24 protein-coding genes are annotated in these 25,604 nt (G+C 67.1%); 9 read left to right on the top strand and 15 right to left on the bottom strand.

Annotated elements, in window-relative coordinates; all coding sequences use genetic code 11:
* Positions 1 to 33: 33 nt before the first annotated feature.
* From AC3A3Q_RS16865 to trxA, 10 genes are all read right to left on the bottom strand, one after another.
* Positions 34 to 810 carry a murein L,D-transpeptidase catalytic domain family protein gene (locus AC3A3Q_RS16865; protein ID WP_487587330.1) on the bottom strand — a complete coding sequence of 259 codons (777 nt, stop codon included), beginning with the start codon at positions 808 to 810 and terminating at the stop codon, positions 34 to 36.
* Positions 811 to 994: 184 nt separating this feature from the next.
* A complete protein-coding gene (locus AC3A3Q_RS16860; RefSeq protein WP_487587329.1) occupies positions 995 to 2,809 on the bottom strand; it encodes a DUF885 domain-containing protein in 1,815 nt (604 codons plus the stop codon).
* A 62-nt stretch (positions 2,810 to 2,871) separates the two neighbouring features.
* Positions 2,872 to 4,680, bottom strand: a complete 1,809-nt coding sequence (locus AC3A3Q_RS16855) for a DUF885 domain-containing protein (protein ID WP_487587328.1) — start codon at positions 4,678 to 4,680, stop codon at positions 2,872 to 2,874.
* A 136-nt stretch (positions 4,681 to 4,816) separates the two neighbouring features.
* Positions 4,817 to 5,596, bottom strand: coding sequence for a queuosine precursor transporter (locus AC3A3Q_RS16850; protein WP_487587327.1), 780 nt, complete (start codon positions 5,594 to 5,596; stop codon positions 4,817 to 4,819).
* A gap of 91 nt (positions 5,597 to 5,687) precedes the next feature.
* Complete coding sequence (locus AC3A3Q_RS16845; RefSeq protein WP_487587326.1) at positions 5,688 to 6,035, bottom strand: type II toxin-antitoxin system HicB family antitoxin; 348 nt, start codon at positions 6,033 to 6,035, stop codon at positions 5,688 to 5,690.
* Complete coding sequence (locus AC3A3Q_RS16840) at positions 6,026 to 6,304, bottom strand: type II toxin-antitoxin system HicA family toxin (protein WP_487587325.1); 279 nt, start codon at positions 6,302 to 6,304, stop codon at positions 6,026 to 6,028. The genes AC3A3Q_RS16845 and AC3A3Q_RS16840 overlap by 10 nt, the downstream gene beginning before the upstream one ends.
* Before the next feature lie 48 nt (positions 6,305 to 6,352).
* Complete coding sequence (locus tag AC3A3Q_RS16835) at positions 6,353 to 7,045, bottom strand: DUF502 domain-containing protein (protein ID WP_487587324.1); 693 nt, start codon at positions 7,043 to 7,045, stop codon at positions 6,353 to 6,355.
* A 47-nt stretch (positions 7,046 to 7,092) separates the two neighbouring features.
* On the bottom strand, positions 7,093 to 9,105 hold the full coding sequence (locus AC3A3Q_RS16830; protein WP_487587323.1) for a serine/threonine-protein kinase: 2,013 nt from the start codon (positions 9,103 to 9,105) through the stop codon (positions 7,093 to 7,095).
* A gap of 140 nt (positions 9,106 to 9,245) precedes the next feature.
* Positions 9,246 to 9,716, bottom strand: a complete 471-nt coding sequence (locus AC3A3Q_RS16825) for a DUF4442 domain-containing protein (RefSeq protein WP_487587322.1) — start codon at positions 9,714 to 9,716, stop codon at positions 9,246 to 9,248.
* Between the two features lie 71 nt (positions 9,717 to 9,787).
* Positions 9,788 to 10,660 carry a thioredoxin gene (gene trxA / locus AC3A3Q_RS16820; RefSeq protein ID WP_487587321.1) on the bottom strand — a complete coding sequence of 291 codons (873 nt, stop codon included), beginning with the start codon at positions 10,658 to 10,660 and terminating at the stop codon, positions 9,788 to 9,790.
* Positions 10,661 to 10,785: 125 nt separating this feature from the next.
* Here trxA and AC3A3Q_RS16815 point away from each other — a divergent pair, with 125 nt between their 5' ends.
* The gene (locus AC3A3Q_RS16815; protein ID WP_487587320.1) at positions 10,786 to 11,397 is read left to right on the top strand and encodes a DUF998 domain-containing protein; all 612 of its coding nucleotides are present in this window, start codon (positions 10,786 to 10,788) and stop codon (positions 11,395 to 11,397) included.
* 188 nt (positions 11,398 to 11,585) lie between these two features.
* Here the strand turns inward: AC3A3Q_RS16815 and AC3A3Q_RS16810 are convergent, their stop codons facing one another.
* Positions 11,586 to 12,911: a metal-dependent hydrolase family protein gene (locus AC3A3Q_RS16810; RefSeq protein WP_487587319.1), complete on the bottom strand. Its 1,326-nt coding sequence runs from the start codon at positions 12,909 to 12,911 to the stop codon at positions 11,586 to 11,588.
* 270 nt (positions 12,912 to 13,181) lie between these two features.
* On the opposite strand from AC3A3Q_RS16810, the gene leuS reads away from it, so the two are divergent.
* From leuS to rsfS, 5 genes are all read left to right on the top strand, one after another.
* Complete coding sequence (gene leuS, locus AC3A3Q_RS16805; protein WP_487587361.1) at positions 13,182 to 15,908, top strand: leucine--tRNA ligase; 2,727 nt, start codon at positions 13,182 to 13,184, stop codon at positions 15,906 to 15,908.
* Positions 15,909 to 16,110: 202 nt separating this feature from the next.
* Positions 16,111 to 16,755, top strand: coding sequence for an LPS-assembly lipoprotein LptE (locus AC3A3Q_RS16800; protein ID WP_487587318.1), 645 nt, complete (start codon positions 16,111 to 16,113; stop codon positions 16,753 to 16,755).
* A 15-nt stretch (positions 16,756 to 16,770) separates the two neighbouring features.
* Positions 16,771 to 17,847: a DNA polymerase III subunit delta gene (gene holA, locus AC3A3Q_RS16795; protein ID WP_487587317.1), complete on the top strand. Its 1,077-nt coding sequence runs from the start codon at positions 16,771 to 16,773 to the stop codon at positions 17,845 to 17,847.
* 9 nt (positions 17,848 to 17,856) lie between these two features.
* The gene (gene nadD / locus AC3A3Q_RS16790; protein ID WP_487587316.1) at positions 17,857 to 18,534 is read left to right on the top strand and encodes a nicotinate-nucleotide adenylyltransferase; all 678 of its coding nucleotides are present in this window, start codon (positions 17,857 to 17,859) and stop codon (positions 18,532 to 18,534) included.
* 39 nt (positions 18,535 to 18,573) lie between these two features.
* Positions 18,574 to 19,005: a ribosome silencing factor gene (gene rsfS, locus AC3A3Q_RS16785; protein WP_487587315.1), complete on the top strand. Its 432-nt coding sequence runs from the start codon at positions 18,574 to 18,576 to the stop codon at positions 19,003 to 19,005.
* 306 nt (positions 19,006 to 19,311) lie between these two features.
* On the opposite strand, the gene AC3A3Q_RS16780 is transcribed toward rsfS, so the two are convergent.
* On the bottom strand, positions 19,312 to 20,868 hold the full coding sequence (locus tag AC3A3Q_RS16780; RefSeq protein ID WP_487587314.1) for an alkaline phosphatase PhoX: 1,557 nt from the start codon (positions 20,866 to 20,868) through the stop codon (positions 19,312 to 19,314).
* A gap of 116 nt (positions 20,869 to 20,984) precedes the next feature.
* On the opposite strand from AC3A3Q_RS16780, the gene rlmH reads away from it, so the two are divergent.
* Positions 20,985 to 21,455 (top strand): 23S rRNA (pseudouridine(1915)-N(3))-methyltransferase RlmH, encoded by a 471-nt coding sequence (rlmH, locus tag AC3A3Q_RS16775; RefSeq protein WP_487587313.1) that lies wholly within the window; start codon positions 20,985 to 20,987, stop codon positions 21,453 to 21,455.
* A gap of 43 nt (positions 21,456 to 21,498) precedes the next feature.
* Here the strand turns inward: rlmH and AC3A3Q_RS16770 are convergent, their stop codons facing one another.
* From AC3A3Q_RS16770 to AC3A3Q_RS16760, 3 genes are all read right to left on the bottom strand, one after another.
* Positions 21,499 to 22,188, bottom strand: coding sequence for an energy transducer TonB (locus AC3A3Q_RS16770; RefSeq protein WP_487587312.1), 690 nt, complete (start codon positions 22,186 to 22,188; stop codon positions 21,499 to 21,501).
* 124 nt (positions 22,189 to 22,312) lie between these two features.
* Positions 22,313 to 22,492 carry a hypothetical protein gene (locus AC3A3Q_RS16765; protein WP_487587311.1) on the bottom strand — a complete coding sequence of 60 codons (180 nt, stop codon included), beginning with the start codon at positions 22,490 to 22,492 and terminating at the stop codon, positions 22,313 to 22,315.
* A gap of 4 nt (positions 22,493 to 22,496) precedes the next feature.
* Positions 22,497 to 23,246, bottom strand: coding sequence for an SIMPL domain-containing protein (locus tag AC3A3Q_RS16760; protein WP_487587310.1), 750 nt, complete (start codon positions 23,244 to 23,246; stop codon positions 22,497 to 22,499).
* Between the two features lie 122 nt (positions 23,247 to 23,368).
* Here AC3A3Q_RS16760 and AC3A3Q_RS16755 point away from each other — a divergent pair, with 122 nt between their 5' ends.
* Positions 23,369 to 23,953, top strand: coding sequence for a Maf family protein (locus AC3A3Q_RS16755; RefSeq protein ID WP_487587309.1), 585 nt, complete (start codon positions 23,369 to 23,371; stop codon positions 23,951 to 23,953).
* On the top strand, positions 23,950 to 25,443 hold the full coding sequence (gene rng / locus AC3A3Q_RS16750; RefSeq protein ID WP_200606103.1) for a ribonuclease G: 1,494 nt from the start codon (positions 23,950 to 23,952) through the stop codon (positions 25,441 to 25,443). The genes AC3A3Q_RS16755 and rng overlap by 4 nt, the downstream gene beginning before the upstream one ends.
* The last annotated feature ends 161 nt before the right edge of the window (positions 25,444 to 25,604 follow it).

Below are 25,604 nucleotides of genomic sequence, written 5' to 3'. Positions count from 1 at the left end.
GTGTGTAGACGCCAGCAAGGCGTCTGCACAACATCAACCCGATGCCGGACCAACCGCTGTGTCGTGATGCACGAGGGCATCATGCTGGCGCCGCGCGGCCGGGCAATTGAGCAACGCCGAGCGCGCCAGCCAGGCCTGGTCCGGGTAGTACGAAAACACGAACTGCCCGCCCTTGAGCAGGTCGATCATCGGCTTGGCGACGGCACTGCGCACGGCCGGGCAACCCCAGCTGCGACCGAGGCGACCCATGCGCTTGCCCTGTGCGGCATCGACGTACGGAGCGCCGTGCATGACGATCGCGCGCGCCATCGCCGCATCGTTCACGCCGGGCTCCAGGCCCTGCATCCGCAGCGAGTAGCCGTTCTTGCCGGTGTAGGTGTCGGCGGTGACGAACAACCCGAGGCTCGACTGATGGCTGCCATCGCGATTGGAAAAACGCGTCGCCAGGTTGTCGCCCGAGCCCTGGCCATGGGCTACGACTTCTTCGTAGAGCAGCTTGCCGGCGGCGAGGTCGAACACCCACAGGCGCGGCAGCAGGGAAGGGCGGCTGTAGTCGATGACCGCCAGCCTGCGCGCGCTTGCACCGACACCACTGGCCTGCGCGCATTGCATCGCCGCCTGCGCCAGGTCGAGCACCTTCGGATCGGCACCCGGCGCCAGTCGCGCCAGCGGCGAAGCCGGCAGCGTCGCGGCCGCGACAGGCGGTGAAAACCTCACGGTGGCCGGCTCGCCGGCCTTTCGCGTGGCGAGTCCGGGCGAGGCCGGCAACAGGGCAGCGGCGGCCAGGAGCAGGGTGCGGGGCTTGAGCATCCGGGTATTGTCGTAAGGCATTGCTGAACCAAGGATTTTGCGGCCGAAAGTTAGAATTCAAGCTCCATTCGGTTCAGTTTCGCGGACGCAAAAAAACAGGCCGGCGGGAAGCCGGCCTGTTCGGGTGCAGCGGGGTCCTTCCACCTCGGACCTTGCGGTCCTACGCTCAGGACGAACGGTGGGCTTAGCCCTTCTTGGCAGCGATCCAGCGATCGATCTTGGCTTCCAGGATGCTCAACGGCACCGCGCCGTCCTTCAGCGCTTCGGCGTGGAACTCGCGGATGTCGAACTTCGGGCCCAGTTCCTTCTCGGCCTTTGCACGCAGCTCCTTGATCTTCAGCTCGCCGATCTTGTACGCCAGCGCCTGCCCCGGCCAGCCGATGTAACGCTCGGCTTCGGCGGTGGCCTGGGTTTCGCTCTCGGCGGAGTTGTCGAGCATGTACTTGATCACCTGCTCACGCGTCCAACCCTTGCTGTGCAGACCGGTGTCGGTGACCAGGCGGATCGCGCGCCACAGTTCGTTCTGCAGGTAACCGAAGTAGTTGTACGGATCGGTGTAGACGCCCAGGTCCTTGCCCAGCGACTCCGCGTACAGGCCCCAGCCTTCAGCAAACGCAGTTTCGCCGCCGAATCGGCGGAACGCCGGCAGGTTCTTCAGCTCCTGCTGCAGCGCCAGCTGGAAGTGGTGGCCCGGGATTGCCTCATGCAGGTACAGGTCCTCGGCATCCCAGGTCTTGCGCGTCGGCAGGTCGTAGGTGTTGACGTAGAAGATGCCCGGGCGCGTACCGTCCTCGCTCGGCGTCATGTACTCGCCACCGGCCGCGGACTGCGCACGGAACGGCTCGACCGGACGGATCTCGAACGGCGACTTGGGAATCAGCGAGAACTGCTCGGGGATCTTCTGGTTGATCTTCGCCTCGAGCGCGCGGTAGTACTCCAGCAGCGCCTTCTCGTCCTTGAAGCTGAAGCGCGGATCGTTCTGCATGAACTTGAAGAAGTCCTGCATCGAGCCCTTGAATCCGACCTGCTCCATGACCTTGTGGATCTCGCCATGGATGCGCGCGACTTCGTCCAGGCCGATCTTGTGGATCTGATCCGGGGTCAGGTCGGTGGTCGTGCTCTGCTTGGCGTTGAACGCATACCACGCCGCGCCGTTCGGCAGCTTGTCCAGGCCGACGGTGTCGCGGGTCTTGGGCAGGTACTCATCGTTGATGTAGGCGCGCAGCTTCTTGTACGCGGGCATCAGCTGGTCGGCGATCATCGCGCGGTAGGCGTCGGTCAGGCGCTTCCTGTCGGCGTCGGAGAAGTCCTTGGGCATCTGCGTGATCGGGCCCCAGAACAGCGTGTCCTCGGGCTTGGCCTTGACCAGCGCGTCGAGCTGCGGGATCACCTTGATCATCAGCGCCTTGGGCTGCACGACGCCGGCGGTGACACCTTCGTTCATGCTGGTGATGGCCGAGTCGAACAGCGTCGGCAGCTTGCTCGCGCGCGCCAGCCAGTTGTCGTAATCCTTGACGGTCTTGAACGGCTGCGCGCCAGTGCCGGAGCCCAGCTGCACGGCCAGCGACGGCAGCGAATGCATCTGGTTGATCGGCAGCTGCCAATCCGGGTACTTGAACGACTCCAGCGTGTCCTTGGCGTCTTCGACGAAGATCTCGTAGCTCAGCAGGTCCTGGCCGGTCAGGCCTTCGCTGCCGACGGCTTCAACCTTGGCCAGCCACTCGGTGACGAACTGCTTGCTCTGCTCGCGGTACTGCGCGGAGAAGTAATCAGGCAGCTGGTCGTTGTAGCGCGGGTCGCCCTGGAAGGTGGCCGCGATCGGGTTGAGCTTGAGATTGGCTTCCCAGTAGTCGGCGTACAGCTTGTTGAGCTGGTCGGCCTTGGCCTGCGAATTCTGGGTGGCGGCCGGTGCGGCGGGGGTGGCCGTCTCGGTGGAGGGCTTGCAGCCGGCGATCGCAGCAGTGACGGCGATGGCGAGCAGGAGCGGGCGAAGCTTCATGGATGGATCTCCTGGTGAATGCGGATCTGAATGCTGATCTGGAGCGTGAAAAAAGTGTTGCTTCAGCCGGCGGCCTTCTCCGAGGCAATCCAGCGGTCGATCTTGCCCTCGAGAATCTCAAGCGGCACTGAACCGTCCTTGAGCACTTCGGCGTGGAACCTGCGCACGTCGAACTTCGGCCCCAGGGCCTTCTCGGCGCGATCGCGCAGTTCCTGGATCTTCAGCTCGCCCATCTTGTAGGCGAGCGCCTGCGCCGGGATGGCCATGTAGCGCTCGGCTTCGGCGGTGGACTGGGTCTCGCTCTCGGCAGAGTTGTCGAGCATGTAGGCGATCACCTGCTCGCGGGTCCAGCCCTTGCTGTGCAGGCCAGTGTCGACGACCAGTCGGATCGCGCGCCACAGCTCGTTCTGCAGATAACCGAAGTAGTTGTACGGGTCCTCGTAGACACCCAGGTCCTGCCCGAGCGATTCAGCGTACAGGCCCCAGCCTTCGCTGAAGGCGGTCTCGCTGCCGAAGCGGCGGAACTTGGGCAGGTTGGTCAGCTCCTGCTGCAGCGCGAGCTGGAAGTGGTGGCCCGGGATCGCTTCGTGCAGGTACAGATCTTCCGCGTCCCAGGTCTTGCGGGTAGGCAGGTCGTAGGTGTTGACGTAGAAGATGCCCGGACGGCTGCCGTCCTGGCTCGGGCGCTGGTACGAACCGCCGGCCGCGGACTGCGCGCGGAACGCCTCGACCGGGCGGATCTCGAACGGCGCCTTCGGTGTCAGCGAGAACTGCTCCGGGATCTTCTCGTTGATCTTCGCTTCCAGGCCGCGGTAGTAGGCGAGCAGTGCCGGCTCGTCCTTGAAGCTGAAGCGCGGATCGTTCTGCATGAACTTGAAGAACTCTTTCATCGAGCCCTTGAAGCCGACCTGCTGCATGACCTTGCCGATCAGGCCGTGGATGCGCGCGACTTCGTCCAGGCCGATCTGGTGGATCTGCGCGGGCGTGAGGTTGGTCGTGGTCGAATTGCGCGCGTTGAACGCATACCAGGCCGCGCCGTTGGGCAGCGCATCCAGGCCGGAGGTGGCGCGCGTGGCCGGCAGGTACTCATCGTTGATGAAGGTGCGCATCTGGCGGTAGGCCGGCATCAGCTGGCCTTCGATCATCGTCTTGTACTCGGCGGTCAGTCGCTGCTTGTCGGCATCGGAGAAGCCGGCCGGGAAGGTCTTGACCGGATTCCAGAACAGCGTGTCCTCGGCCTTGTCCTTGATCAGCGCATCCAGCTGCGGGATCACCTTCACCATCAGTGCGCGCGGCTGCACTACCCCGTTCTTCATGCCCTCGCGGCTGTTGGCGATGGCCTGCGCGAACAGCACCGGCACCTGCGCGGCGCGCTTGCGCCAGTTCTCGTAGTCGGCCGGCGTCTTGAACGGTTGTGCACCGGTGCCGGACCCGAGCTGGGCGACGGTGGCGGCGAAGTTGTAGAACTGGTTGACCGGCTGCTGCCAGGTCGGGAACTGCTCGGCTTCCAGCGACTTCTCGCGGTCGCGCACGAAGATCTGGTAGCTCAGCAGTTCCTGGCCGGCGAGGCCATCACTGCCGACTGCTTTCACCGACTGCAGCCAGCGCGTGTTGAAGTCGTGCATCTGCTGACGGTATTGCGCCGACAGGGTGTTGGGCAGCAGGTCGTTGTAGCGGTTGTCGCCCTGGAACGTCGCCTGCAGCGGATTGAGCCTGAGCAACTCTTCCCAGTACTGCTCGTAGAGCGCGTTGAGGCGGGCAGTCTTAGCCGTCTGCGATGCGGCTGCCGGAGTGTCGGCGGCAAGGGCCGGCGTGGAAGCGGCGGCAAGGGCGAGAGCAAGTGCGAGGGCAAGCGGGCGCAGCAACGGCATACAGGGTCCCCGGGCAAGGCCGAATGCCCAAGCATGGCCGACGCGGGCGAGGGGCGCTTAGGTCGGAAGTCACGGAATGTGACCCCGTTCGCCCTGCGCGTAGGCCGGAACGGCCGCAGTAGAAAGGCCCCTCCGCCTACACCAGCGCCGCTTCCTCGCGCAGCTGCTTCGCCCGGACTTCGCCCAGATAGCGCGTGATGCCGGCGCGTACCAGGTAGATCAGCGGAATAAGCGCGATCGCGGCCAGCATCTTGTAGGCATAGTTGACCGTGCTGACCGCCAGGAACAGCGAGGTCGGCCACTTCTGCGGCCCCAGCACGAAGGCGATGTAGAGCACGACGAAGCTGTCCACCAGCTGCGATACCGCGGTCGAGCCGGTCGCGCGCAGCCACACGTACTTCTCGCCGGTGATGTTGCGGATGCGGTGGAACACGGAGACGTCGATCAGCTGGCCAAGCATGAAGGCGACCAGCGAGCCGCCGATGGTCCAAAGACCTTGGCCGAACACGGCGGCGAACGCCGCCTGGTAATCGCTCACGCCCTGCGGTTGCGCCGCCTTGACCCACCAGTCCGCGGGCGCGATCGAGATTGCAGCGAAGGCGAACACGAACCCGTACACGATCAGCACCGCCGCCAGCCACGAGATCATGCGCACGCCGCGACGGCCGAAGAACTCGTTGATGACGTCGGTCATCAGGAACACCACGGGCCACAGCAGCGTGCCGGCGGTGAAGCTCAGCGAACCGGTCTGGCCGAACAGGTTCCACTCCAGCGGCGCGATGCCGAGCGTGTCCTCGAGCGCGAAGATCTTGACGCCGATGAATTCGGCCAGCACCGCGTTGACGCAGAAAAACGCGCTCAGGACGATGAACAACCACACCGCGCGATCGTGCAGCGTGCGTCCCTGGAGGCTCATGCGGGGCAACTCATGCGCGAGGCGCGGCCGATCGTGGGTTCCATCCAGCGATGTCCTCTGTGGTGCGGTGACGATGATTGGACGGAAGAAATCAGGCTACTTCGTCGAGCTCATGCTCGATGGCTTCCTCGATCAGCGAGTTGAGACTGATGCCCCTGGCCGCCGCGATGACAGTCGCCCGTTCGTGAATCTCGCGCTTGATTCGCAGCTGGAACTTACCGGAAAACTGCTTGACCGGGTCGATGCCGCGCTCCTTGCAAACATCGAGGAACGCCTGCAGCGAACGTTCGCCCTCCTGCACCAGTTGGGCGATGCTGTCGCCATAAAAATCGGCGCCGCCATTGAGGCCGAGGAATTCGCCTCGGAAAAGATGGGCGTCCGGGTCATAGCTGATCACGGCGTTGTGGCCGCGGATCTCGAGAATGTTGGTCATGCCCATGGGGTCACTCCATTGGACTCCAGCCATTTGCGGGCGCTGGCTATTGCGCCTTTATCGGTCTCGGGCTGCGGGTGAGGGCGGTGGAAAACATGGACCTGTTGATTCCAGATGATCGCCACTCGCGAGCCTTCTCGTTGTTCAACCATCGCGCCCAGCACGACGAAGAGTGCTTCGATGTCGCTCCATCGAATCGTCCCCGATACCGGGCGGGCGAAGATGGCAGCAAGCGTGGCGGCGTGCCGCCGCTTGAGTTCTGACGTCCGTGTCATGCCGGAATGGTACCAGCAAGTGGTACCATGTCAACGGCTGGGCATGACTCAGCGGGCCGGCTGGCCGGGCGGACTGAACGGAATCGTGTCCGGGCTGACCGCGCCGCCGGAAATGATGAAGCTCATCGCCTGGTCGACGCTCCAGTCGGTCGGCGTGATCTTCTCCACCGGCACGATCTCCAGGTAGCCGGAGGTCGGGTTCGGCGTGGTCGGCACGTACACCGCTGCGAGCTCGCGACCGGTGCCTTGCTCGCGCAGGACGCGGGTGACGAAACCAATCGACTTCATCTCGGTATGCGGGAAGTCGATCAGCACCACGCGCTGGGTGCCATCGGGCTTGGTCTGCAGGATGTCGAGCAGCTTGCGCGCGCTGCCGTAGATGGTGCTGGCCAGCGGGATGCGATCGATCAGTGCTTCGAACCAGCGCAGCATGCGCTGGCCGAACACGCGCCGTGCCATCACGCCGGAGAACAGGATCACCGCGACCGTGGCGAGCATCGCCAGCACCGTGCGCACCCACGGCTCGACCAGCCACGACAGCGTCTGCGGCGACATCGCGGCAAGGTTCTGCAGCACCGGGGTGATCAGCGGCTGGCTGATGTCCGAGAGCAGCACGAACACGAATTTGACGACGACCCAGGTCAGCCAGATCGGCAGGAGCGTGAGCAGGCCGGTAAGGAAGAGCCGTTGCAGGCTGGGGCGGTTCGGGGCGGGGCGGCCGCCGGGGATGGTCTCGGACATGGCGCGGATTGTAGGGCACCGCGGCTTGCCCCGGCCGGGCGGGTGGCTCAGCGTTCGCGCACCAGGCGGAAGCCGACGTCGTCATAGCCGCGTTCTGCCACGAGCGTCCGCTGGTCCTGGCGGCTGCGCCAGGATTCGCCGGCGACCTGGCGCTGCTGGCAGTTGCTGCCGCAGTCGCGCAGCCACATCGACAGCGCGCGGTTGCCGCTGTCGCTGCGCAAGTGGGCAGCCTCCTCCGCACTGGGCAGGCGATAGCGGCGACCGGTCTGGGCGCTGTACCACTGCGCGTAAGCCTGGGCGTCCTCGAGCGAGATGCACACGACCGGGTCGTTCTCTTCCTGCTTGAAGCCAGGCTTCTGCCAGTCGCGCGGGTCGATCACGCGCAGCAGCGAGGCGCGCTCGCGGCAGAGCGTAGGCGTGCGGCCGTTGGAGGCGGCGAAGCGGGCGTACTCTCGGCGCGACACCGGGCGCGGCGTCATCGTCACGCTGACCTTGGCGCTGGCCTGCGAGGTCACGTCGATGGTGGCGCCGCGGGCAAGGCCGGTCGGCATTGCCTTGGCCTTGGCGAGCAGGCGCGGGTCGAGCTTGCGCGGCAGGTCGAGCTGTGTGGCCAGCGCCGTGGTGCGCTCCACTTCGGCCTTGTCGCGTCGTTTGACCGCCTGTTCCAGCCGCGTGTCGAGCGCCTTGCTGGCCTGCATGCGCAGGTCCGACTGTGCCGGAGAGCTGGCGGTGCCGGTCTGCTGGCCGAGGTTGTTGGCATGCGTCAACAGGTCGCGCGCGCGCTGGTCCTTGTCGTCGCGCACGCTGCGCACGATCTGGGCCGACAGCGCGAAGGTGAGGTCGTCGATGGCCTTGGCCACGTCGGGGTGGGTGCTGTCGGTATGCCACGCCAGCAGGACGCTGTCGAAGGCGTTGGCGTCGTCGGGTTCGGTCAGGCGGCCGCGCGCGATCTGCTGCTTGGCGTCATCGAGCGCGCGCTGCAACGGTGCTTCCGGCAGCGGCTGCAGCATTGCGTCCGTCGGGTCGTCGGTGGTCGAGGCCGTCGGCGCGGTGGCGACGACCTCGGTCGAGGCAGAACGGTTGCCGTCCTGATCGTCGTCGCGACCGATGCTGAAACCCAGCACGACCAGCGTGACCGCGGCGACGGCCAGTGCGGCCCACATCGGCGTTGCCCAGCGCTTGGAGGGACGCAGCCTTTCGATTGCTTCCAGTGCGGCCGTCCACGGCTTGCGCTGCTGCACGGCACGGATGGCATTGGCCATCTGCGCGGCATCCTGGAAGCGGTGCGCGGCCTGCTTGGTCAGCGCGCGATTCATGAAGCGCTGCCAGTGATGCAGGTGCTGCGGCAACTTCGGAATCGGATCCTGCGCGTGCATCACCGCCATCGACAGCGCATCGGCGGCCTCGAACGGCAGGCGGCCGGTGAGCATCTCCCATAGCAGCACGCCGAGGCTGTAGAGATCGGCGCGACCGTCGACGTCTTCGCCGCGCGCCTGTTCCGGCGCCATGTAGGCGGTGCTGCCCACGGCCAGGCCGGCGGCGGTGACGCGCGGGCCGAAACCACGGCGCAGGGCGATGCCGAAGTCGGCGAGCAGCACGCGCTCGCTGTCGTCGAACAATACGTTCTCGGCCTTGACGTCGCGATGGACGACGCCGCGTGAATGCGCGTAGTCGAGCGCCGACAGCAGCGTGAGTGCGACTTCGACGGCGCGCGGTTCGTCCTTGCTCAGATCTCGCTGGCCGAGGTGGCCGCGCGGCAGGAACGGCATCGCGTAGTAGGGCAGGCCGTCGCGGGTGCGGCCGACTTCATGGATGGTGACGATGTTGGGGTGTTCGAGGCGCGCGATCGTGCGCACTTCGTTTTCGAAGCGGCGTCGGCTGACTTCGTCGGCCAGTGCAAGCGGCAGCATCACCTTGATCGCGACTTCGCGCGACAACGCGATCTGGTTGCCCAGGTACACGGTCGACATGCCACCGTGGTTGATCACCTTGTGCAGGTGAAAGCCGGTGATCTCCGGTAACGGCGATGCGTTGTCGATGTTGGATGCTGGTCCGGACATCGCGTCCCCCTGTCGCGAAACGGGAGCATACGCCGTAGATTCGCAAAGCTCACGACGCCATCCTCACATCTGGGATGTGAAGACAATTGTGATGACGCACAGCGTCAGTTTATGTCGAAAACAGGCAAAACACGCTTGTTTTAAGCCACTTCCGCGGCGTCACGATGCTTGGGTTTCTGCCTGACGTAGAGCTGTTTGCGCAGACGCGCGACGACGTCGCCGTCGCTGTCGGTGACGTCGGTGTTGAACCAGCGCAGCGTCTTGGCACCGGTGGCAGTGGCCTGGCGCAGTTCGACGAGCGTGCGCTCGTCGAGGCGGAAGTCGGCATGGACCGTGCCTCGTCCGGGCTTCACGAATTCGATCTCCGCGGCCTTGTCCCAGACCCAGTACTCGCTGCCCAGGGCCTTCATCGTCAGCAGCATCCAGAACGGGTCGGTCATGGCGAACAGGCTGCCGCCGAAGTGAGTGCCGACGTAGTTGCGGTTCCAGGGGCGCATGCGCAGTTCGACATGGGCATGGCGGTAATCGGCGGCGATGGCGGTGACGCGGATACCGCTGAACAGGAACGGCGGCCAGAGGTTCAGGCCGAGGCGCAGGTGGCTGGATTTCATTCGGCGGGAGAGGCGGGTGGGGCGGATAGCCTGCCATACGGATGCGTATTGAGGAAGCCGCCCCGCCCCCGTCAGAACAGCAGGGACGACATCCGGCGGCGATAGCGCCCCACCAGATCCTCGTCCTCGACCACCCGGAAGGCATCGATCAGCGCCTTGCGCGGCAGGCCTTCGGCGTAGGTGCGGTCGCGGCGCAGCATCTCCAGGAACTGCTCCAGGCCGGCCTCGGCGTTGCCGTCGACGATGTGCAGGGCGCCGAGGATGTGGCGGGCGCGCAGGTCGTCGGGATTGCTCGCGATCGAGGCCTCCAGCACCGCGGCCGGCGGCGCGTCCTTGAGCAGCGAGGCGAACTCCAGCCGCGAACGCGCGCGCTGGGCGCGATCGTCGGTGGCCAGGTTGGCGGGCAGGCCGTCGAGCAACTGCTCGGCTTCCTGCGCGGCGCCGGTCTTGAGCAGGGCCAGGGCCAGCTCAAGGCGCAGCTCGGCGTTGTCGGCATTGGCGGCGACTTCGCCTCGCAGGCGCACCACTTCCTCGTGCGGGTCCAGCACCGGCGCCGGTGCTTCAACGGCTTCCGGCTCGGCAGCGGTGCCCGGTTCGACGCCGTGGTGCTTGAGGAATTCGCGGATCTGGCCCTCCGGAAGCGCGCCGGGGAAGCCGTCGACCAGTTGCCCGTCCTTGACCAGGAAGACGGTCGGGATCGACCTCACCTGGAAGGCGCCGGCCAATTGCGGCTCCTTGTCGACGTCGACCTTGGCCAGTTCGAAGGCGCCGTGGTAGTCGGCAGCAAGCTTCTCCAGGATCGGTCCGAGCGTCTTGCACGGGCCGCACCACTCCGCCCAGAAGTCGACCAGCACCGGCGTCTGCAGGGACTTCTGCAGCACTTGCGCCTCGAAGTTGTCGGCGGTGGCGTCGAAGACGTAGGTGGGGGAGGGTTCGGTCGTCATCAGCAGTGCTCGGCTCGGGCTCGGGTCAGTGGCAGGAAATGGGGGCGGGCGGGATGCTTGGCAAGCATCGCCGGGCGGTCGGCACGCTAGCATGAAGGGCCGTTGCTCCGAATCGCCGGACCCTCGTGAACCCTAGCGCACACAGTCGTCTCGCCACGTCGTTCGATCGTCATGCCGGCACCCTGGCCGTGCTGTGCTGTGCCGGCGCGATATTCGCCTTCGCCGCCGCGTTCGAACCGTTCTCGCACACACAGCATCCGATCGCGCTGCTGGGAGCGCGCGGTGTGCCTGGGGCGCTTGCCTTCAACCTGCTGTGCTTCGTCGTGCCGGGACTGCTGGCGGCATTCGTGGCGGTGCGCCTGCGCGCGCGCTTGCCCGGCGGTGCCGGCCGCAGCGCCGCGATCGGCGTGTGGATGCTGGCCATCTCCGCGCTGGCATTCGCGGCGCAGGGACTGTGGCCGCTCGACCCAGAGGATCTGGAGAATGCCCAAAGCCAGCGACACGCGACCGCGTGGCTGCTGTGGTGGCTGTCGTTCGCGCCTGGCGCCGTGTTGCTGGGCTTCGGCGTACGCAGGGCCCAGGGCCGGGCCGGCTGGGCGGGGCTGTTGATCGCTGCGGGAACTGTGGTGATCGTGCTCAACGCAATGCCGGCCGCGTGGTTGCCGGGACCGATCGCGCAGCGCGCGCTGCTGGCGCTGTGGCTGGTGTGCGTGTGGAGCGCATCGCGACGGGGCTGACGTTCCGTCCCCCATCGTCGTCCCCGATCACCGTCATCCCCAATCCCCAATCACCGTCATCCCCGCGAAGGCGGGGATCCAGGGACGTTGGCTCTGCCCGGCAGATGGATCCCGGCGTTCGCCGGGATGACGTGACAAATCTGGACGCGTGCAGGCCTGGGTCCCGGCGTTCGCCGGGACGACAGGCTTCAGAGCGCTGCCGATGCCTGCGCAGGCTGCGAACCCGGCTGGCGATAGACCTTGCCGTCCTTCATCACAAAATCGACCTTCATCACTGCGCTGATGTCCTCGACCGGATTGCCGGGCACCGCGACGATGTCGGCGCGCTTGCCGACCTCGATCACGCCCTGGTCGTCGACGCCGAGCACTTCGGCGGCGCGGATCGTCGCTGCCTGCAGCGCCACCGCCGCCGGGATGCCGGCTTCCGTCATGTAGATGAACTCCCGCGCGTTGTCGCCGTGCGGGCCCACGCCCATGTCGGTGCCGAAGGCGATCTTGACGCCGTTCTTGTAGGCCCTGCCGGCCGTGTCCTGGATCAGTGCGCCGATGCGGATCGCCTTGGGCCGCACCACTTCCGGGAAGTAGCCGTCGATCTTGGCCTTGTCGGCGACGAAACGGCCGGCGTAGACGGTCGGCACGTACCAGGTGCCGTGCTGCTTCATCAGCGACATCACTTCCGGGCTCATGTAGGTGCCGTGTTCGATCGAGGTCACGCCGCCGAGCACCGCGCGCTTCATCCCTTCCTCGCCGTGGGCGTGGGCGGCGACGCGGTAGCCGTAGTCCTTGGCGGTATCGACGATCGCCTTGACTTCTTCGACGGTGAACTGCGGCGCATCGCCGGACTTGGCGTACGACAGCACGCCACCTGTGGCGGTGATCTTGATCACGTCGCTGCCTTCCTTGTAGCGCTGCCGCACGGCCTGGCGGGCATCGTCGATCGAGTTGATCACGCCATCGGTCGGGCCCGGCGGGCCGATCAGGTGAGACAACGCATCGTTGTAGCCGTTGGTGGGGTCGGCATGGCCGCCGGTGGTGGCGATCGACCTGCCGGCCGCCCAGATCCGCGGCCCGTCGACCAGGCCCTGGTTGATCGCGTCGCGCAGGTGCGGGCTGACGTCGCCGCCGAGGTCGCGCACGCTGGTGAAGCCGGCCATCAGCGTCTTGTTGGCATAGCCGACCGAGCGGAAGGCCAGGTCGACCGGGTCGAGGCGGAACTCTTCCGAATAGCTCTGCGGGTTCGACTGGTTTTCCAGGTGCACGTGCAGGTCGGTCCAGCCGGGCGTGCAGGTATGCCCCGACAGGTCGATCCGCTCCAGCCCGGCGCTGTCGGCCGCCCCGGAAGCCACTTGGGCGACCTTGCCGGCGCGAACGATGATCGTGTGCGGCCCCAGCACCTTGCCGGAGCGGGCATCGAACAGCTGGCCGCATTGCAGCGCATAGCTGTCGGCGGCGGCGAAGGCCGGCACGGCGGCCAGGGCGGTGCTCAAGGACAGGACGAGTGTGGACAGGCGCATTCGGTATCTCCCCAGATTGAAGCGCCTACTCTAGCCGTGCGGGCAGGCCAGGCTCCTGGGCCATTGGTCGCAGACGGCCGTGCCGGCGGTCACGATGCGGCGGCCGCGCATGCCGCCGCGGTCGTTTCCAGGGCGCCCATGCCACCGGCCCCGGAATAGCGGCCATTTGTGCACTGCGGTAGGCTTGGCGGTCTTCCCCTAGCTTTCCCTTGCCCCGTGTCCACAGACGTCGAAGCCGCTCAAACCGTCGCCGATCCGAACGCCACCGACATCCGGGCCTTCGATCCGCTTGCCATCGAGGCCGCCGCCCAGGGGTACTGGGACGACAGCCGCGCCTTCGAGGTCGACGAGCGCTCGGACAAACCCAAGTACTACTGCCTGTCGATGCTGCCGTACCCCTCGGGTGCGCTGCACATGGGCCACGTGCGCAACTACACGATTGGCGACGTCATCAGCCGCTACAAGCGCATGACCGGCCACAACGTGCTGCAGCCGATGGGTTGGGACGCATTCGGCCTGCCGGCCGAGAACGCCGCGATCAAGAACAAGACCGCGCCGGCCAAGTGGACCTACGCCAACATCGCCCACATGAAGGCGCAGCTCAAGCAGATGGGCTACGCGATCGACTGGTCGCGCGAGTTCGCCACCTGCCAGCCGTCGTACTACGTGCACGAGCAGCGCATGTTCGTGCGCCTGATGAAGAAGGGCCTGGCCTACCGCAAGAACTCGGTGGTGAACTGGGATCCGGTCGACCAGACCGTGCTGGCCAACGAGCAGGTCGTCGACGGCCGCGGCTGGCGCACCGGCGCGCTGGTGGAAAAGCGCGAAATCCCGCAGTGGTTCCTGAAGATCACCGATTACGCGCAGGAACTGCTCGACGGACTGGACGCATTGCCGGGCTGGCCGGATGCGGTCAAGACCATGCAGCGCAACTGGATCGGCCGCAGCGAAGGCCTGGAGATCCGCTTCGACGTGCATGATGCAGACGGCAACGCCGTCGCACCGCTGAGTGTGTTCACCACGCGTCCGGACACGCTGATGGGCGTGACCTTCGTGTCCATCGCCGGCGAGCATCCGCTCGCCCTCGCGGCGGCGCAGAAGGATGCCGGGCTCGCTGAATTCCTGGCCGACCTGAAGAAGGGCGGTGTCACCGAAGCCGAACTGGAAACGCAGGAAAAGCGCGGCCGCGACACCGGCCTGCGCGCGATCCACCCGATCACCGGCGAAGAGCTGCCGGTGTTCGTCGCCAACTTCGTGCTGATGAACTACGGCACCGGCGCGGTCATGGCCGTGCCCGCGCACGACCAGCGCGACTGGGAGTTTGCCCAGCGCTACGCGCTGCCGATCCGCATGGTCATCGTGCCGGCGCAGGTGCGCGACGCACTGGCCGAGATCGGCCAGCACCTGGCCAAGCACGACGACCCGATGCGTAGTGCGCTCGGCGGCGCCGGTGCGGTCGATGTCTACGAGACTTCGGCGGCGGTGCAGGTCGTCGAGGAATTCCAGCGTCGCATCGCCGAGGAGTCGGCCTACACCGAGCGTGGCTGGCTGGTGAATTCCGGCGAGTTCGACGGCATGGAATTCCAGCAGGCGCTCGATGCGCTGGCGACCCGTTTCGAAGGCGACGGCAGTGGCCAGCGCCGCGTCAACTTCCGCCTGCGCGACTGGGGTGTCAGCCGCCAGCGCTACTGGGGTTGCCCGATCCCGGTGATCCTGTGCGGCAAGTGCGGCGATGTGCCGGTGCCGGAAGACCAACTGCCGGTGGTGTTGCCGGAAGACGTCGCCTTCAGCGGCGTGGCTTCTCCGATCAAGTCCGACCCGACCTGGCGCCAGACCACCTGCCCGCAGTGCGGCGGTGCGGCCGAGCGCGAGACCGACACGTTCGACACCTTCATGGAGTCGAGCTGGTACTACGCGCGCTACACCTCGCCGGGCGCGGAGCAGCAGGTCGACGAGCGCGCCAAGTACTGGACGCCGGTCGACCAGTACATCGGCGGCATCGAGCACGCGATCCTGCACCTGCTGTACTTCCGCTTCTATCACAAGCTCATGCGCGACCAGGGCCTGGTCGGCAGCGACGAGCCGGCGATCAACCTGCTCACCCAGGGCATGGTGATCGCTGAAACGTTCTATCGCGACCACGCCGACGGCTCCAAGGACTGGATCAACCCGGCCGACGTCGAAGTGATCCGCGACGAGCGTGGCCGCATCACCGGCGCGACGCTGAAGGCCGACGGCAAGCCGGTCGTGATCGGCGGCACCGAGAAGATGTCGAAGTCGAAGAACAACGGCGTCGACCCGCAGCTGATGGTCGGCAAGTACGGCGCCGACACGGTGCGCCTGTTCTCGATGTTCGCCGCGCCGCCGGAACAGTCGCTGGAGTGGAACGAGGCCGGTGTGGAAGGCATGTCGCGCTTCCTGCGCCGCTTCTGGCGCGAGGTTCTCGAGCACGTCTCCCAGCCGGACCATCCGGAAGTGGATGCGGCACAGCTCGACGCCGCGCAGAAAACGCTGCGCCGCCAGCTGCACGAAACCATCCAGAAGGTCGGCGACGACTACGGCCGTCGCCACAGCTTCAACACCGCGATCGCGGCGCTGATGGAACTGCTCAACCATGTCTCGAAGTTCGACGACATGAGCGACCAGGGCCGTGCCGTGCGCCACGAAGCCCTGCAGGCGATGGTGCTGCTGCTCAACCCGGTCACGCCGCACGTTTGCCACGCGCTGTGGCAGGCGCTGGGCCACGCCGAGACGCTGCTGGAGGACGTACCGTTCCCGGTCGCCGATCCGGCCGCGCTGGTGCGCGACGCGGTGACGCTGGCGGTGCAGGTCAACGGCAAGCTGCGCGGCACGATCGACGTGCCGGTGAGCATCAGCAAGGAAGACGCCGAGCGCCTGGCACTGGCCGAGCCGAACGTGGCCAAGTTCATGGAAGGCCTGACGGTGCGCAAGGTCATCGTGGTGCCCGGCAAGATCGTCAATATCGTCGCTGGCTGACGATCCGCGTCGTCCCGGCGAACGCCGGGACCCAGGCCCCCAACCTGTCACCGCGCTGTAGCTGCGACGCCCGGTCTTCGTCCTGGATGCCGGCGTTCGCCGGGATGACGGGGCTGGGGCTTCGCTGAATGGAGTTGGCATCGGTGGCAGCCGGCAAGCGCGCGCTATTGATGGCAGCAGAGCCCTCGTCCAGACTGCACCCATGATCCGTCACTCGATCCGTCGCATGATCCCCGCCAGCGCTGCGCTGGCCCTGACCCTGGCCGTGTCGGCCTGCGGCTTCCATCTGCGCAGTGCCCTCGAGCTGCCGGCCGACATGGGCCCGGTGCGCGTGGTGTCCGCCGATCGCTACAGTCCGCTGGCCGAATCGCTGGCGCAGGCGCTGACCCGCGCCGGTGCCACGCCTGCCACCGAGGACACCGACGATGCCACCGTGCTCGACCTGCTCGGCGAGCAATGGGGCGACCGGCCGATCGCGCTCGACGAACTGGGCCGCGCGCAGGAGTACTCGTTGCGCTACGCGGTGACCTTCGAAGTACGCAAGCCCGATGGCACCACACCGGTGCCGCGCCAGACCATCGAGCTGGCCCGCGATTACGTGTCCAACCCGGTGCAGTCGATCGGTACGGAAGGCGAGCGCGAAATCCTCCAGGGCGAAATGCGCCGCGAGATGGTTGCCTCGGTACTGCGTCGCCTCGACGCCGTCGCCCGTCATACGGCCGCCATTCCCGCAGCGACGCCGGCAACGACTCCGGCAACGCCGAACGACGGCACGCCGACCGACGGCACCCCGGCGCCGGCCGCACCTGCCACGCCGGCACAGGGCGGCGGCGACACGCCGCGCTGAGCCGGCGTCGCTGAAATGGAACTCAAGCCGGAACAGCTGGTTGCCCAGCTTGGCCTCGACCAGGCCACGCCGCCGCCGCTGCGTCCGGCCTACCTGATCGCCGGCCCCGAGCCGCTGCGCGTGCTCGAGGCGGCGGATGCGGTGCGTGCCGCGGCACGCCGCCAGGGCATCGCCGAACGCGAAGTATTCGAAGCCGAGGGCAACCAGCGCGAGCCGGACTGGAACGGTCTGTCGGCGAGCTTCCGCGCGCCGAGCCTGTTCGCCAGCCGGCGACTGGTCGAAGTGCGCCTGCCCAGCGGCAAGCCGGGCAAGGAAGGCGCGGAAGTCATCAGCGATTTTTGTAGCGACCCGCCGATGGACGTGGTCCTGATGGTCACCGCCGGCGAGTGGAGCAAGCAGCACGGCGGCAAGTGGAGCGAAGCGATCGGCCGCATCGGTGCGGTCGCCGTGGCCTGGGCGGTCAAACCGCACGAACTGCCGGACTGGATCGAACGTCGCCTGCGTCAGCACGGCCTGCGCGCTGACCGTGATGCCGTGCAGAACCTCGCCGACCGCGTCGAGGGCAACCTGCTCGCCGCCGCGCAGGAAATCGACAAGCTCGCGCTGTTGTCCGATGGCAGCACGCTCGACAGCGCGAAGATCACCGCCCTGGTCGCCGATGCCGCGCGCTACGACGTGTTCCGCCTGGTCGACGCGGCGATGAACGGCAACGGTGCGCAGGTCGCGCACATGCTTGCCGGATTGCGTGCCGAAGGCGAAGCGGTGCCGGCGCTGCTCGGCATGGTGGTGATGGAACTGCAACGTGCCGCCGCGCTCGCCCGTGTGCAGGCAAAGGGCGGCAATCTCGCCAACGAGTTCAAGGCGCAGCGCATCTGGGATTCGAAGCAGCCGATGTATCGCCGTGCGCTGCAGCGGCATGTGGCGCCGCGATGGGATGCGTTCGTGGCCGAGGCTGGTCGCGTCGATCGCATCGCCAAGGGACGTGGGCGCGTCGGCGAGGAGCCGGCCGATGCCTGGCTCGCGCTCGAACGCCTGCTGCTGGCCGTGGCGGAACCCCGCGCGGCGAAGCTGCTCACCGTCACGCGCGGCTGATCCCGGGCAATGACGCTGCAGATCTTCTACGGCGGCACCTTCGATCCGGTCCATTGTGGCCATCTGGCAGTAGCGCGTGCGGTCCGCGACGCGCTGGCGGCGCAGGTCCACCTGATCCCCGCGGCCGATCCGCCGCACAAGGACGCGACCCACGCCGATGCCTCGGCGCGTGCGCGGATGCTCGACCTGGCGCTGGCCGGGGAACCGGGGCTCAAGGTCGATCGCAGGGAGTTGCGCAGGGAAGGGCCGTCGTACACGGTCGACACGCTGCGCGAGCTGCGCCAGGAGCTGGGCCCGTACGCGCCGATCGTGTGGATGGTCGGCGGCGATTCGCTGCTGCAGCTGCACACCTGGCACCGCTGGCAGGAATTGTTCGAGTTTGCGCACATCCTGGCCGTGGCCCGGCCGGGATCGCACCTGGACGCGGTCACGATCGGCGAGCAGTCGCCGCAGGTCCATGCGCAGGTCGCGCCGCGCTGGCGCGATCCGCTGGATCTCTCGCAAGCCCCTGCAGGCGGCTTCGCGGTGTTTGAACTGGCCCTGCAGCGCCCTGAGTCGTCCACCGAGCTGCGTCGCCGGATCGCCGCTGGCGAGCCCTGGCAGGACTGGGTGCCAGCGGCCGTGGCGGAGTACATTCGTCGTCACGGGCTGTATGCCGTCCGGGACGTAACACCCGCTCCGTTATAATCTTCATAACCCCACCCCCGCGCCGAGAGCCATCGCCCCTTGAGTACCGAAGCACAAGTCATCAAGACCCGCTTGCCCGACCCGCCGCCGCCGGCAGATCTCCTGCTCAAGACGGTCCATGCCGCGGTCGAGGAACTGAAGGCCAAGGATGTCGTCGAGATCGATGTGCGCGGCAAGAGCAGCGTCACCGACTACATGGTGATCGCCTCGGGCACCTCGACGCGTCACGTCAAGTCCATTGCCAACGAAGTCGTCAAGTTCGCAAAGAAGCTCGACGTCCAGCCGCTCGGCGTGGAAGGCGAGCGCGAAGCCGAATGGGTGCTGGTGGACCTGGGCGATGTAGTCGTCCACGTGATGCTGCCGCGCGTTCGCGAGTTCTACGCGCTCGAGCGTCTGTGGACGGTCGGCGACCAGCCGCCGGGCATGGAAGAGGACGAGGAGTACGAGGTTGGCTACGGCCGGCGTCGCTGACGTCTTCTGATCTCTGAGAAAAACGGCGCCCTCGTTGGCGCCGTTTTGCTTTGCGGCGACCGTCGTCGGAGTGGCGTTGTCCGCCGGGCCGGGGATTGCTCCGCCCCTTCGCCGGACATCCTGTCCGGAGGCGGGGCGTGGGACATCCATGTCCCACTGCTGCGCAATCCCCGCCCCGTCGGACAACGCTCCAGCACTTCCTTTCCCGGTCTTCGTCGACAAACCGTCATTCCCGCGAAGGCGGGAACCCAGCGTCGTTGAAGCCGTCATTCCCGCGAAGGCGGGAATCCATGGACTCTGCTTTTTCTACAGGTGCCCACGCTCCCACGGCCCCGTAATCGCCACCGTGATCCCCGGCGTCTGGATGTTGACGAACAACGTCTCGCTGGAAGGATCCCAGCACGCGCCGCAGAACTCGCTCTCGCGGTAATCGCCTTCGGGGATGACCTTGCCGGCGTTGCCGATCTGCGTTGAAGTCAGTTCGATGTTGTTCTTGCAGAAGTAGAACGACTCGCCCTGCCGTGTCAGGCCTATCAGTCGCGCGCCCGGGCCGTACTGGTCCGGGCTTTCGCCGCCGTCCTCGCACAGCAGCACGCCACCGCGGCCGCTCACGGTGATGTTGTCCGGGTTGTGCGCGGCCAACTGGTTGCCGCTGACGAACAGGGCACGCATGCGCTGGGTGAGCAGGTCGAGCACCCATACCGCGCCGTTGCCGCGGCCCTTGCGGCCCTGTGCGTCGACGCCGGTGCTGGTGTCGACGATGAACATCTTGCCGTAGCTGTGCCAGATGCCTTCGCCGCGGCTCATGCGCAGTGCGCCCGCGCTCCATGCCTGCGCGAACGGACCGCTCAGGGTCTCGCCGGCGGAGATGTCGGGGAAGCCGGACGGGGCAACGATGCTGTCCAGGTCCGGATCGGGTATGTCGACCCATTCCAGCGCGTACTCGTCGCCGATCGCGGCAACGGTGAGGTCGGCATTGGGATGGCGGCGCACGCGCGCGGCCTGCAGGCGGCCGCCGTGTTCGAGCGAGCCGTAACGGCCGGCGCGGTCGTTGGGGATGAAGCGGTACAGGCCGGCCTTGTTGCGGTCGTCCTCGGTCAGGTAGACCACGCCGGTACGCGGGTCGATGGCGACGGCTTCGTGGCTGAAGCGGCCCAGCCCGACCAGCGGGCGGCCGGTGGTGCGTTCGGCTTCGGCATGTACTTCGAACACGTAGCCGTGTTTCTTGCCGGTGCTCGACACCGCATCGGTCTTGATCTCCTCGCAGCTCAGCCAGCTGCCCCACGGGGTCGGGCCGCCGGCGCAGTTGACCAGCGTGCCGCCGAGGCTGGCCTCGATGCTGCGCCATTCGCCATTGCGCCAGGTCATCGTGGTCGTGCCACCGCCGGCGACCTGGCCGCCGCCGATGTCGCCGCTGTCGTACATGCCTGGTGCGTTGATCGGGCTGGCGCCACCGCGTTCGTGATTGCGGATCAGGACGAGCTCGTGACCGCGGCCGTGGCCGTTGTCGTGCTTGTCGTGTTTGTGGTCGCGCGGTCGCGAGCCCGGCCGGCGCAGGCCGACTACGGCCATGCCGTCGTGGCGGTCGGGGCAGGGCTGGCCGTCGCTCATCACATCGCCGCTCCAGCCGAAGGAGCGGTAGCTGAAGCCGCGCGGCAACTGCAGCAGCGGCAGTCCGGTGGCGCGGTCGGCGACCGGCGCGAGCGGGCCGTAGCGGCCGGGGATCGGGGCGAGTCGGGTCGGGTCGCCGGCGGCCAGCGCCTGACGTGAGTACAACGCACCAAGGCTGCTCATTGCGCCAACGGCCATGGCGGCGGCGCCGCCTTTGAGGACCTGGCGGCGGGAGAGATCCAACGCATTCATCTGCGGCTCCTGCGGGGCTGGGGGAGCCTGCAACCTAGGTGGCGGTCGTGGCCGAACGATGACATCGCCGAGTCAATGCGCCAGACCGTGACGCGCTACCGGTAACATTCACCTGCATGAAAGCGAAATTGATCGCCGTCGGTGAGCACGCCCCGCGCTGGGTGGCCGAAGGCTTCGGCGAATACCGCAAGCGCCTGTCGCACTGGCTGCCGCTGGAGCTGGTCGAGATCGAACCGGGCCTGCGCGGCAAGGGCCGCGACGCCGCGCGTGCAACCCTGGACGAAGGCGCGCGCGTGCTGGCCGCGTTGCCGAAGAACGCCTGCGTGATCACCCTCGATGGCCGCGGTCGCACCTGGTCGTCGGAACAGTTGGCGCAGCGACTGGAACATTGGCGAGGGCAGGGCCGTGACCTGGCCTTCCTGATCGGCGGTCCGGAAGGGCACGCGCCGGACGTGATCGCGCGCGGCGACGAATCGTGGTCGCTGGGACCATTGACGCTGCCGCACATGCTGGTGCGGCTGGTCGCCGCCGAGCAGCTGTACCGCGCGGCGGCGTTGCTGGCGAACCATCCCTACCACCGCGCCTGACCGACGCCCGGGCTGTGTGTAGCGCAGCCCGGGCAGCCATCGCTCACCGCGCCAGCTTGAACTCGATCGGCACGCGTCCCAGCGCCTGCACCGCCAGGCCATTGCGGAAGGCCGGCTGGAAGGTCCACTGCGCCAGCACGGTGCGCCTGGCCGCCTGGTCGAGCACGCGGTGCCCGCTGCTGCGGACCACGCGCACGTCCAGCGGGCGACCGTCGGCGCCGACCAGGATTTCCAGTTCGACCGTGCCGGCCAGGCCCTGTCGCATGGCCTCGCGCGGGTAGGCCGGGGCCGGTGCCGACAAGGCCTGCAGCACCGAACCGCTGGCAGCGCCGAGCGAGTCTCCGCTCGATCCTTCCGGCGTGCCGGGTTCCACCGGCGGCAGGGCTTCATCACCCGGCTGTGCGTCGACGACCGCTTCGTTGACTGTCGTCTCCGCGGGAGCCAGCCGTTGCGACGGCACGGGCACGGGCTCAGGCCTGGTCGGCGTGCGTTCGATCCTGACGTTCTGCGGCGGCGGTGGCGGCGGCTCGACAGGCTCGCGCGGGACGATTTCGAACACCTGCATGAAATCGTCCTGCACCGGCGGCGCGTACTTCGCCAGCGGCACCATCAACAGCATCACCACCACCGCATTGACGGCGATGGCACTGGCACTGGCGATGATGCGACCGCCATCGACATCGGGGACCTGGAACGAACCGGCCTGGTGGCGCAGGGAAATCGCATTCGACATGGCGTGCCTCCTGGTGTGGTCTGCACTTGCGGCAAACGCATCCATGTCGGCAACGGGGTTGGAGTAACCGCAAAAAACATCAGGCCCGCACAAGGCGGGCCTGATGGCTGCAACGTTGAGGCGATCAGCGCTCCGGCATCTTCTCCGGCTCCCGTCCCAGTCCACCTTCGTCCGGATCCGGCTTGCGCTTGGGATGCGGCTGTTGCGCATCCTCGCGGTCACGCGGCTTGGGCTCGGGGTAGCCCGGATTCTGGCCAGGGCGGGGATCGGAGGCGGGCGGGGTGGTCTTGGCGGAGCGGGTCATGGGATCAGTTCCCCAGTTCGAAGACGATATCCAGGTTGACCGACAGGGTGTTTTCGCCCGCTGCGATCGGCGTGTCGAAGGCTTCCTTGCTGCGCGCCATCGCCATCATCGGCATCGGACGCGGCGGTGCGAAGCTGCCACCTTCGCTGATGCTGACGATGCGGCGGACCTTCAGCCCCAGCGTCTTGGCGTACATCTGCGCGCGCGTCTGCGCCTTCTCGACCGCGGCGCGGCGCGCCTCGTCGTAGGCCTCGCCCTTCTTGGCATCGTCGATGTCGAAGGTCGGGCCGTTGATCTGGTTGGCACCGGTGGCGGCCAGAGCATCCATGATCTTTCCGAGCTTGGCGATGTCGCGGACGGTGATGTTGACGGTGTTCTGCGCCTGGTAGCCGGTGATCGTCGGCGGCTGGTTCTCGCCGTACTTGTACTGCGGGTTGAGGTTGACGCCGCTGGTCTGGATATCGCGCTCGGCGATCCCGGCGGCCTTGATCGCCGCCACCACCTTGGTCATCTGCTCGGCATTGGCACGCATCGCCGAGTTGGCGTCGGCGGCCTGGGTCACGACACCGGTGGAGAGGGTGGCGATGTCCGGCGCACGGCGGGCCTCGGCCTGGGCCGACACCGACAGCAGGGTGCCGTCGGTTGCAACGTACGGGGTGGTCTGGGCGGGGCTCACGACGGGGAAGGCTCCAAAGGCGAGGGCGGCGGCCAGCACGAGCGGGCGCAGGGCGAAGCGGGAAGACGTCAGGTGCATGAACAACTCCTTGAGGTTGGGGCTAGGGTCTGGATGGTGCAGTGAACGATTCGTGAGCCTCGTCGGGGTTGAAGGTCGTCGCGCGCGCTGCCGCGCAGTCAGCGCGGGTTATGCTTTCGCCGATGCTTTACCTCGCCTCCAAATCCCCGCGCCGGCACGAATTGCTGGGCCGGCTCCTGTCGAGCCAGCCCGGCCTGGAGTTCGGCGTGCTCGACCTCGACATCCCCGAGCACCCGCAGCCCGGCGAGCCGGCCGAATCCTACGTGCGCCGGGTTGCCCGCGAGAAGGCCGGGGCCGGCCTGCTCAAGGTGGTCGGCAACCCTACCGCGGTCGTGCTCGGCTCCGACACCGAGGTCGTGCTCGACGATGAAGTGTTCGGCAAGCCGGCCGACGATGCCGATGCCGCGGCGATGCTGAGCCGGCTCTCCGGACGAACCCACCAGGTGATCTCGGCAGTGTCGCTGGTTTCGCCGTCGCGCGAGCTGCAGGCCGTCTCGATTTCCGAAGTCACCTTCGCGCAGCTCAGTCCCTCGCAGATCGACGACTACGTTGCCAGCGGCGAGCCGCATGGGCGCGCCGGCGCGTATGCGATCCAGGGACTGGCCGAAGCGTTCACCACCCGACTTTCCGGCAGCTACTCCGGCGTGATGGGATTGCCGCTGTACGAGACCGCCACCTTGCTGCGCCAGTTCGGAGTGTTGAAGTGACCGAAGAAATACTGGTCAACGTTACGCCCCGCGAAACCCGCGTTGCCGTCGTCGAAAACGGCATGCTCCAGGAACTGCACATCGAACGCGGCTGGCGCCGCGGCGTAGTCGGCAACATCTACAAGGGCAAGGTCCAGCGGGTCATGCCGGGCATGCAGGCGGCGTTCGTCGAGATCGGGCTGGAACGCGCCGCGTTCCTGCACGCGGCCGACATCATCAAGCCGGTGCCCGTTGCCGAGGGAGCCAGCGAAGGCGAGGAGGCGCCGCTGCCGCCCGCGCCGACGCGCCCGATCGCCGAACTGCTGCGCGAAGGCCAGGACATCATCGTGCAGGTCGTGAAGGATCCGATCGGCAGCAAGGGCGCGCGCCTGACCACGCAGCTCAGCATTCCCTCGCGTTACCTGGTGCTGTTGCCGCGCACGCGCGTGGTCGGCGTGTCGGCGCGCATCGAGGACGAGGCCGAGCGCGCCCGCCTGAAGGCGCACATCACTTCGCTGGCGCCGTCCAGCGACAGCCACGGCTACATCGTGCGCACCAACGCCGAAGGCCAGCCGGAGGAACAGCTGGCCGAGGACGTGGCCTACCTGGGCCGGGTCTGGGGCCTGATCGAGGAGCGCTCGCGCAGCGCCCGCGTCGGCGAGCGCGTGTACGAGGACCTGAACCTGCCGCTGCGCGCAGTCCGCGACCTGATGCGCAAGGACGTCGAGAAGGTCCGCGTGGATTCTCGCGAAACCTGCGAGCGCCTGCGCGTGTTCGCGGCGCAGTACATGCCCGGCCTGGACGAGAAGATCGAGCACTACACCGGCGCGCGGCCGATCTTCGACCTGTACGGGGTCGAGGACGAGATCCAGCGTGCGCTCGACAAGGAAGTGCCGCTGAAGTCCGGCGGTTACCTGGTGATCGACCAGACCGAGGCGATGACCACGGTCGACATCAACACCGGTTCCTTCCTCGGCCAGCGCAACCTCGAGGAGACGGTGTACCGCACCAACCTCGAGGCCGCGCAGTCGGTGGCGCGCCAGCTGCGCCTGCGCAACCTGGGCGGCATCATCATCATCGACTTCATCGACATGACCGACTCCGAGCACAAGCGGCAGGTGCTGCGGCAGCTCGAGAAGTCGCTCGCCCGCGACCACGCCAAGACCACGGTGTACGAGTTCTCGCCGCTGGGCCTGGTGGAGATGACGCGCAAGCGCACCACCGAAAGCCTGGAGCGCCAGCTGTCCGAGCCCTGCCACGAATGCGGTGGACGCGGCACGCTGAAGACGCCGGAGACGGTGACCTACGAGATCTTCCGCGACATCGTCCGCCAGGTGCGCCAGTTCGACGCGCAACGGCTGCTGGTGATCGCCTCGCCGAAGGTGGTCGCACGCATCACCGACGAAGAGTCGGCGGCGGTGGCCGAACTGGAGGAGTTCCTCGCCAAGTCGATCCGCTTCCAGGCCGACGACCAGTATGCGCAGGAGCAGTTTGATGTTGTTCTGCTTTGATAGAAGCGGGAATAGGGAGCAGGGAGTAGGGAACGATCGCGCACGGGCACGTCGTCGTCTGGGCATTCGTCTTGGAGATCGCGCTGCCATGACGGCGGTCGCGTGGCCGGTAGATCGTGGAAGCCATTCGTTCCCCATTCCCTCTTCCCTCTTCCCGCTTC

It is taken from the genome of Lysobacter sp. Soil_C_59, from assembly GCF_057656415.1.
Note: the sequence above shows the minus strand (reverse complement) of the source record. Positions and strands in the feature narration are given on the sequence as shown.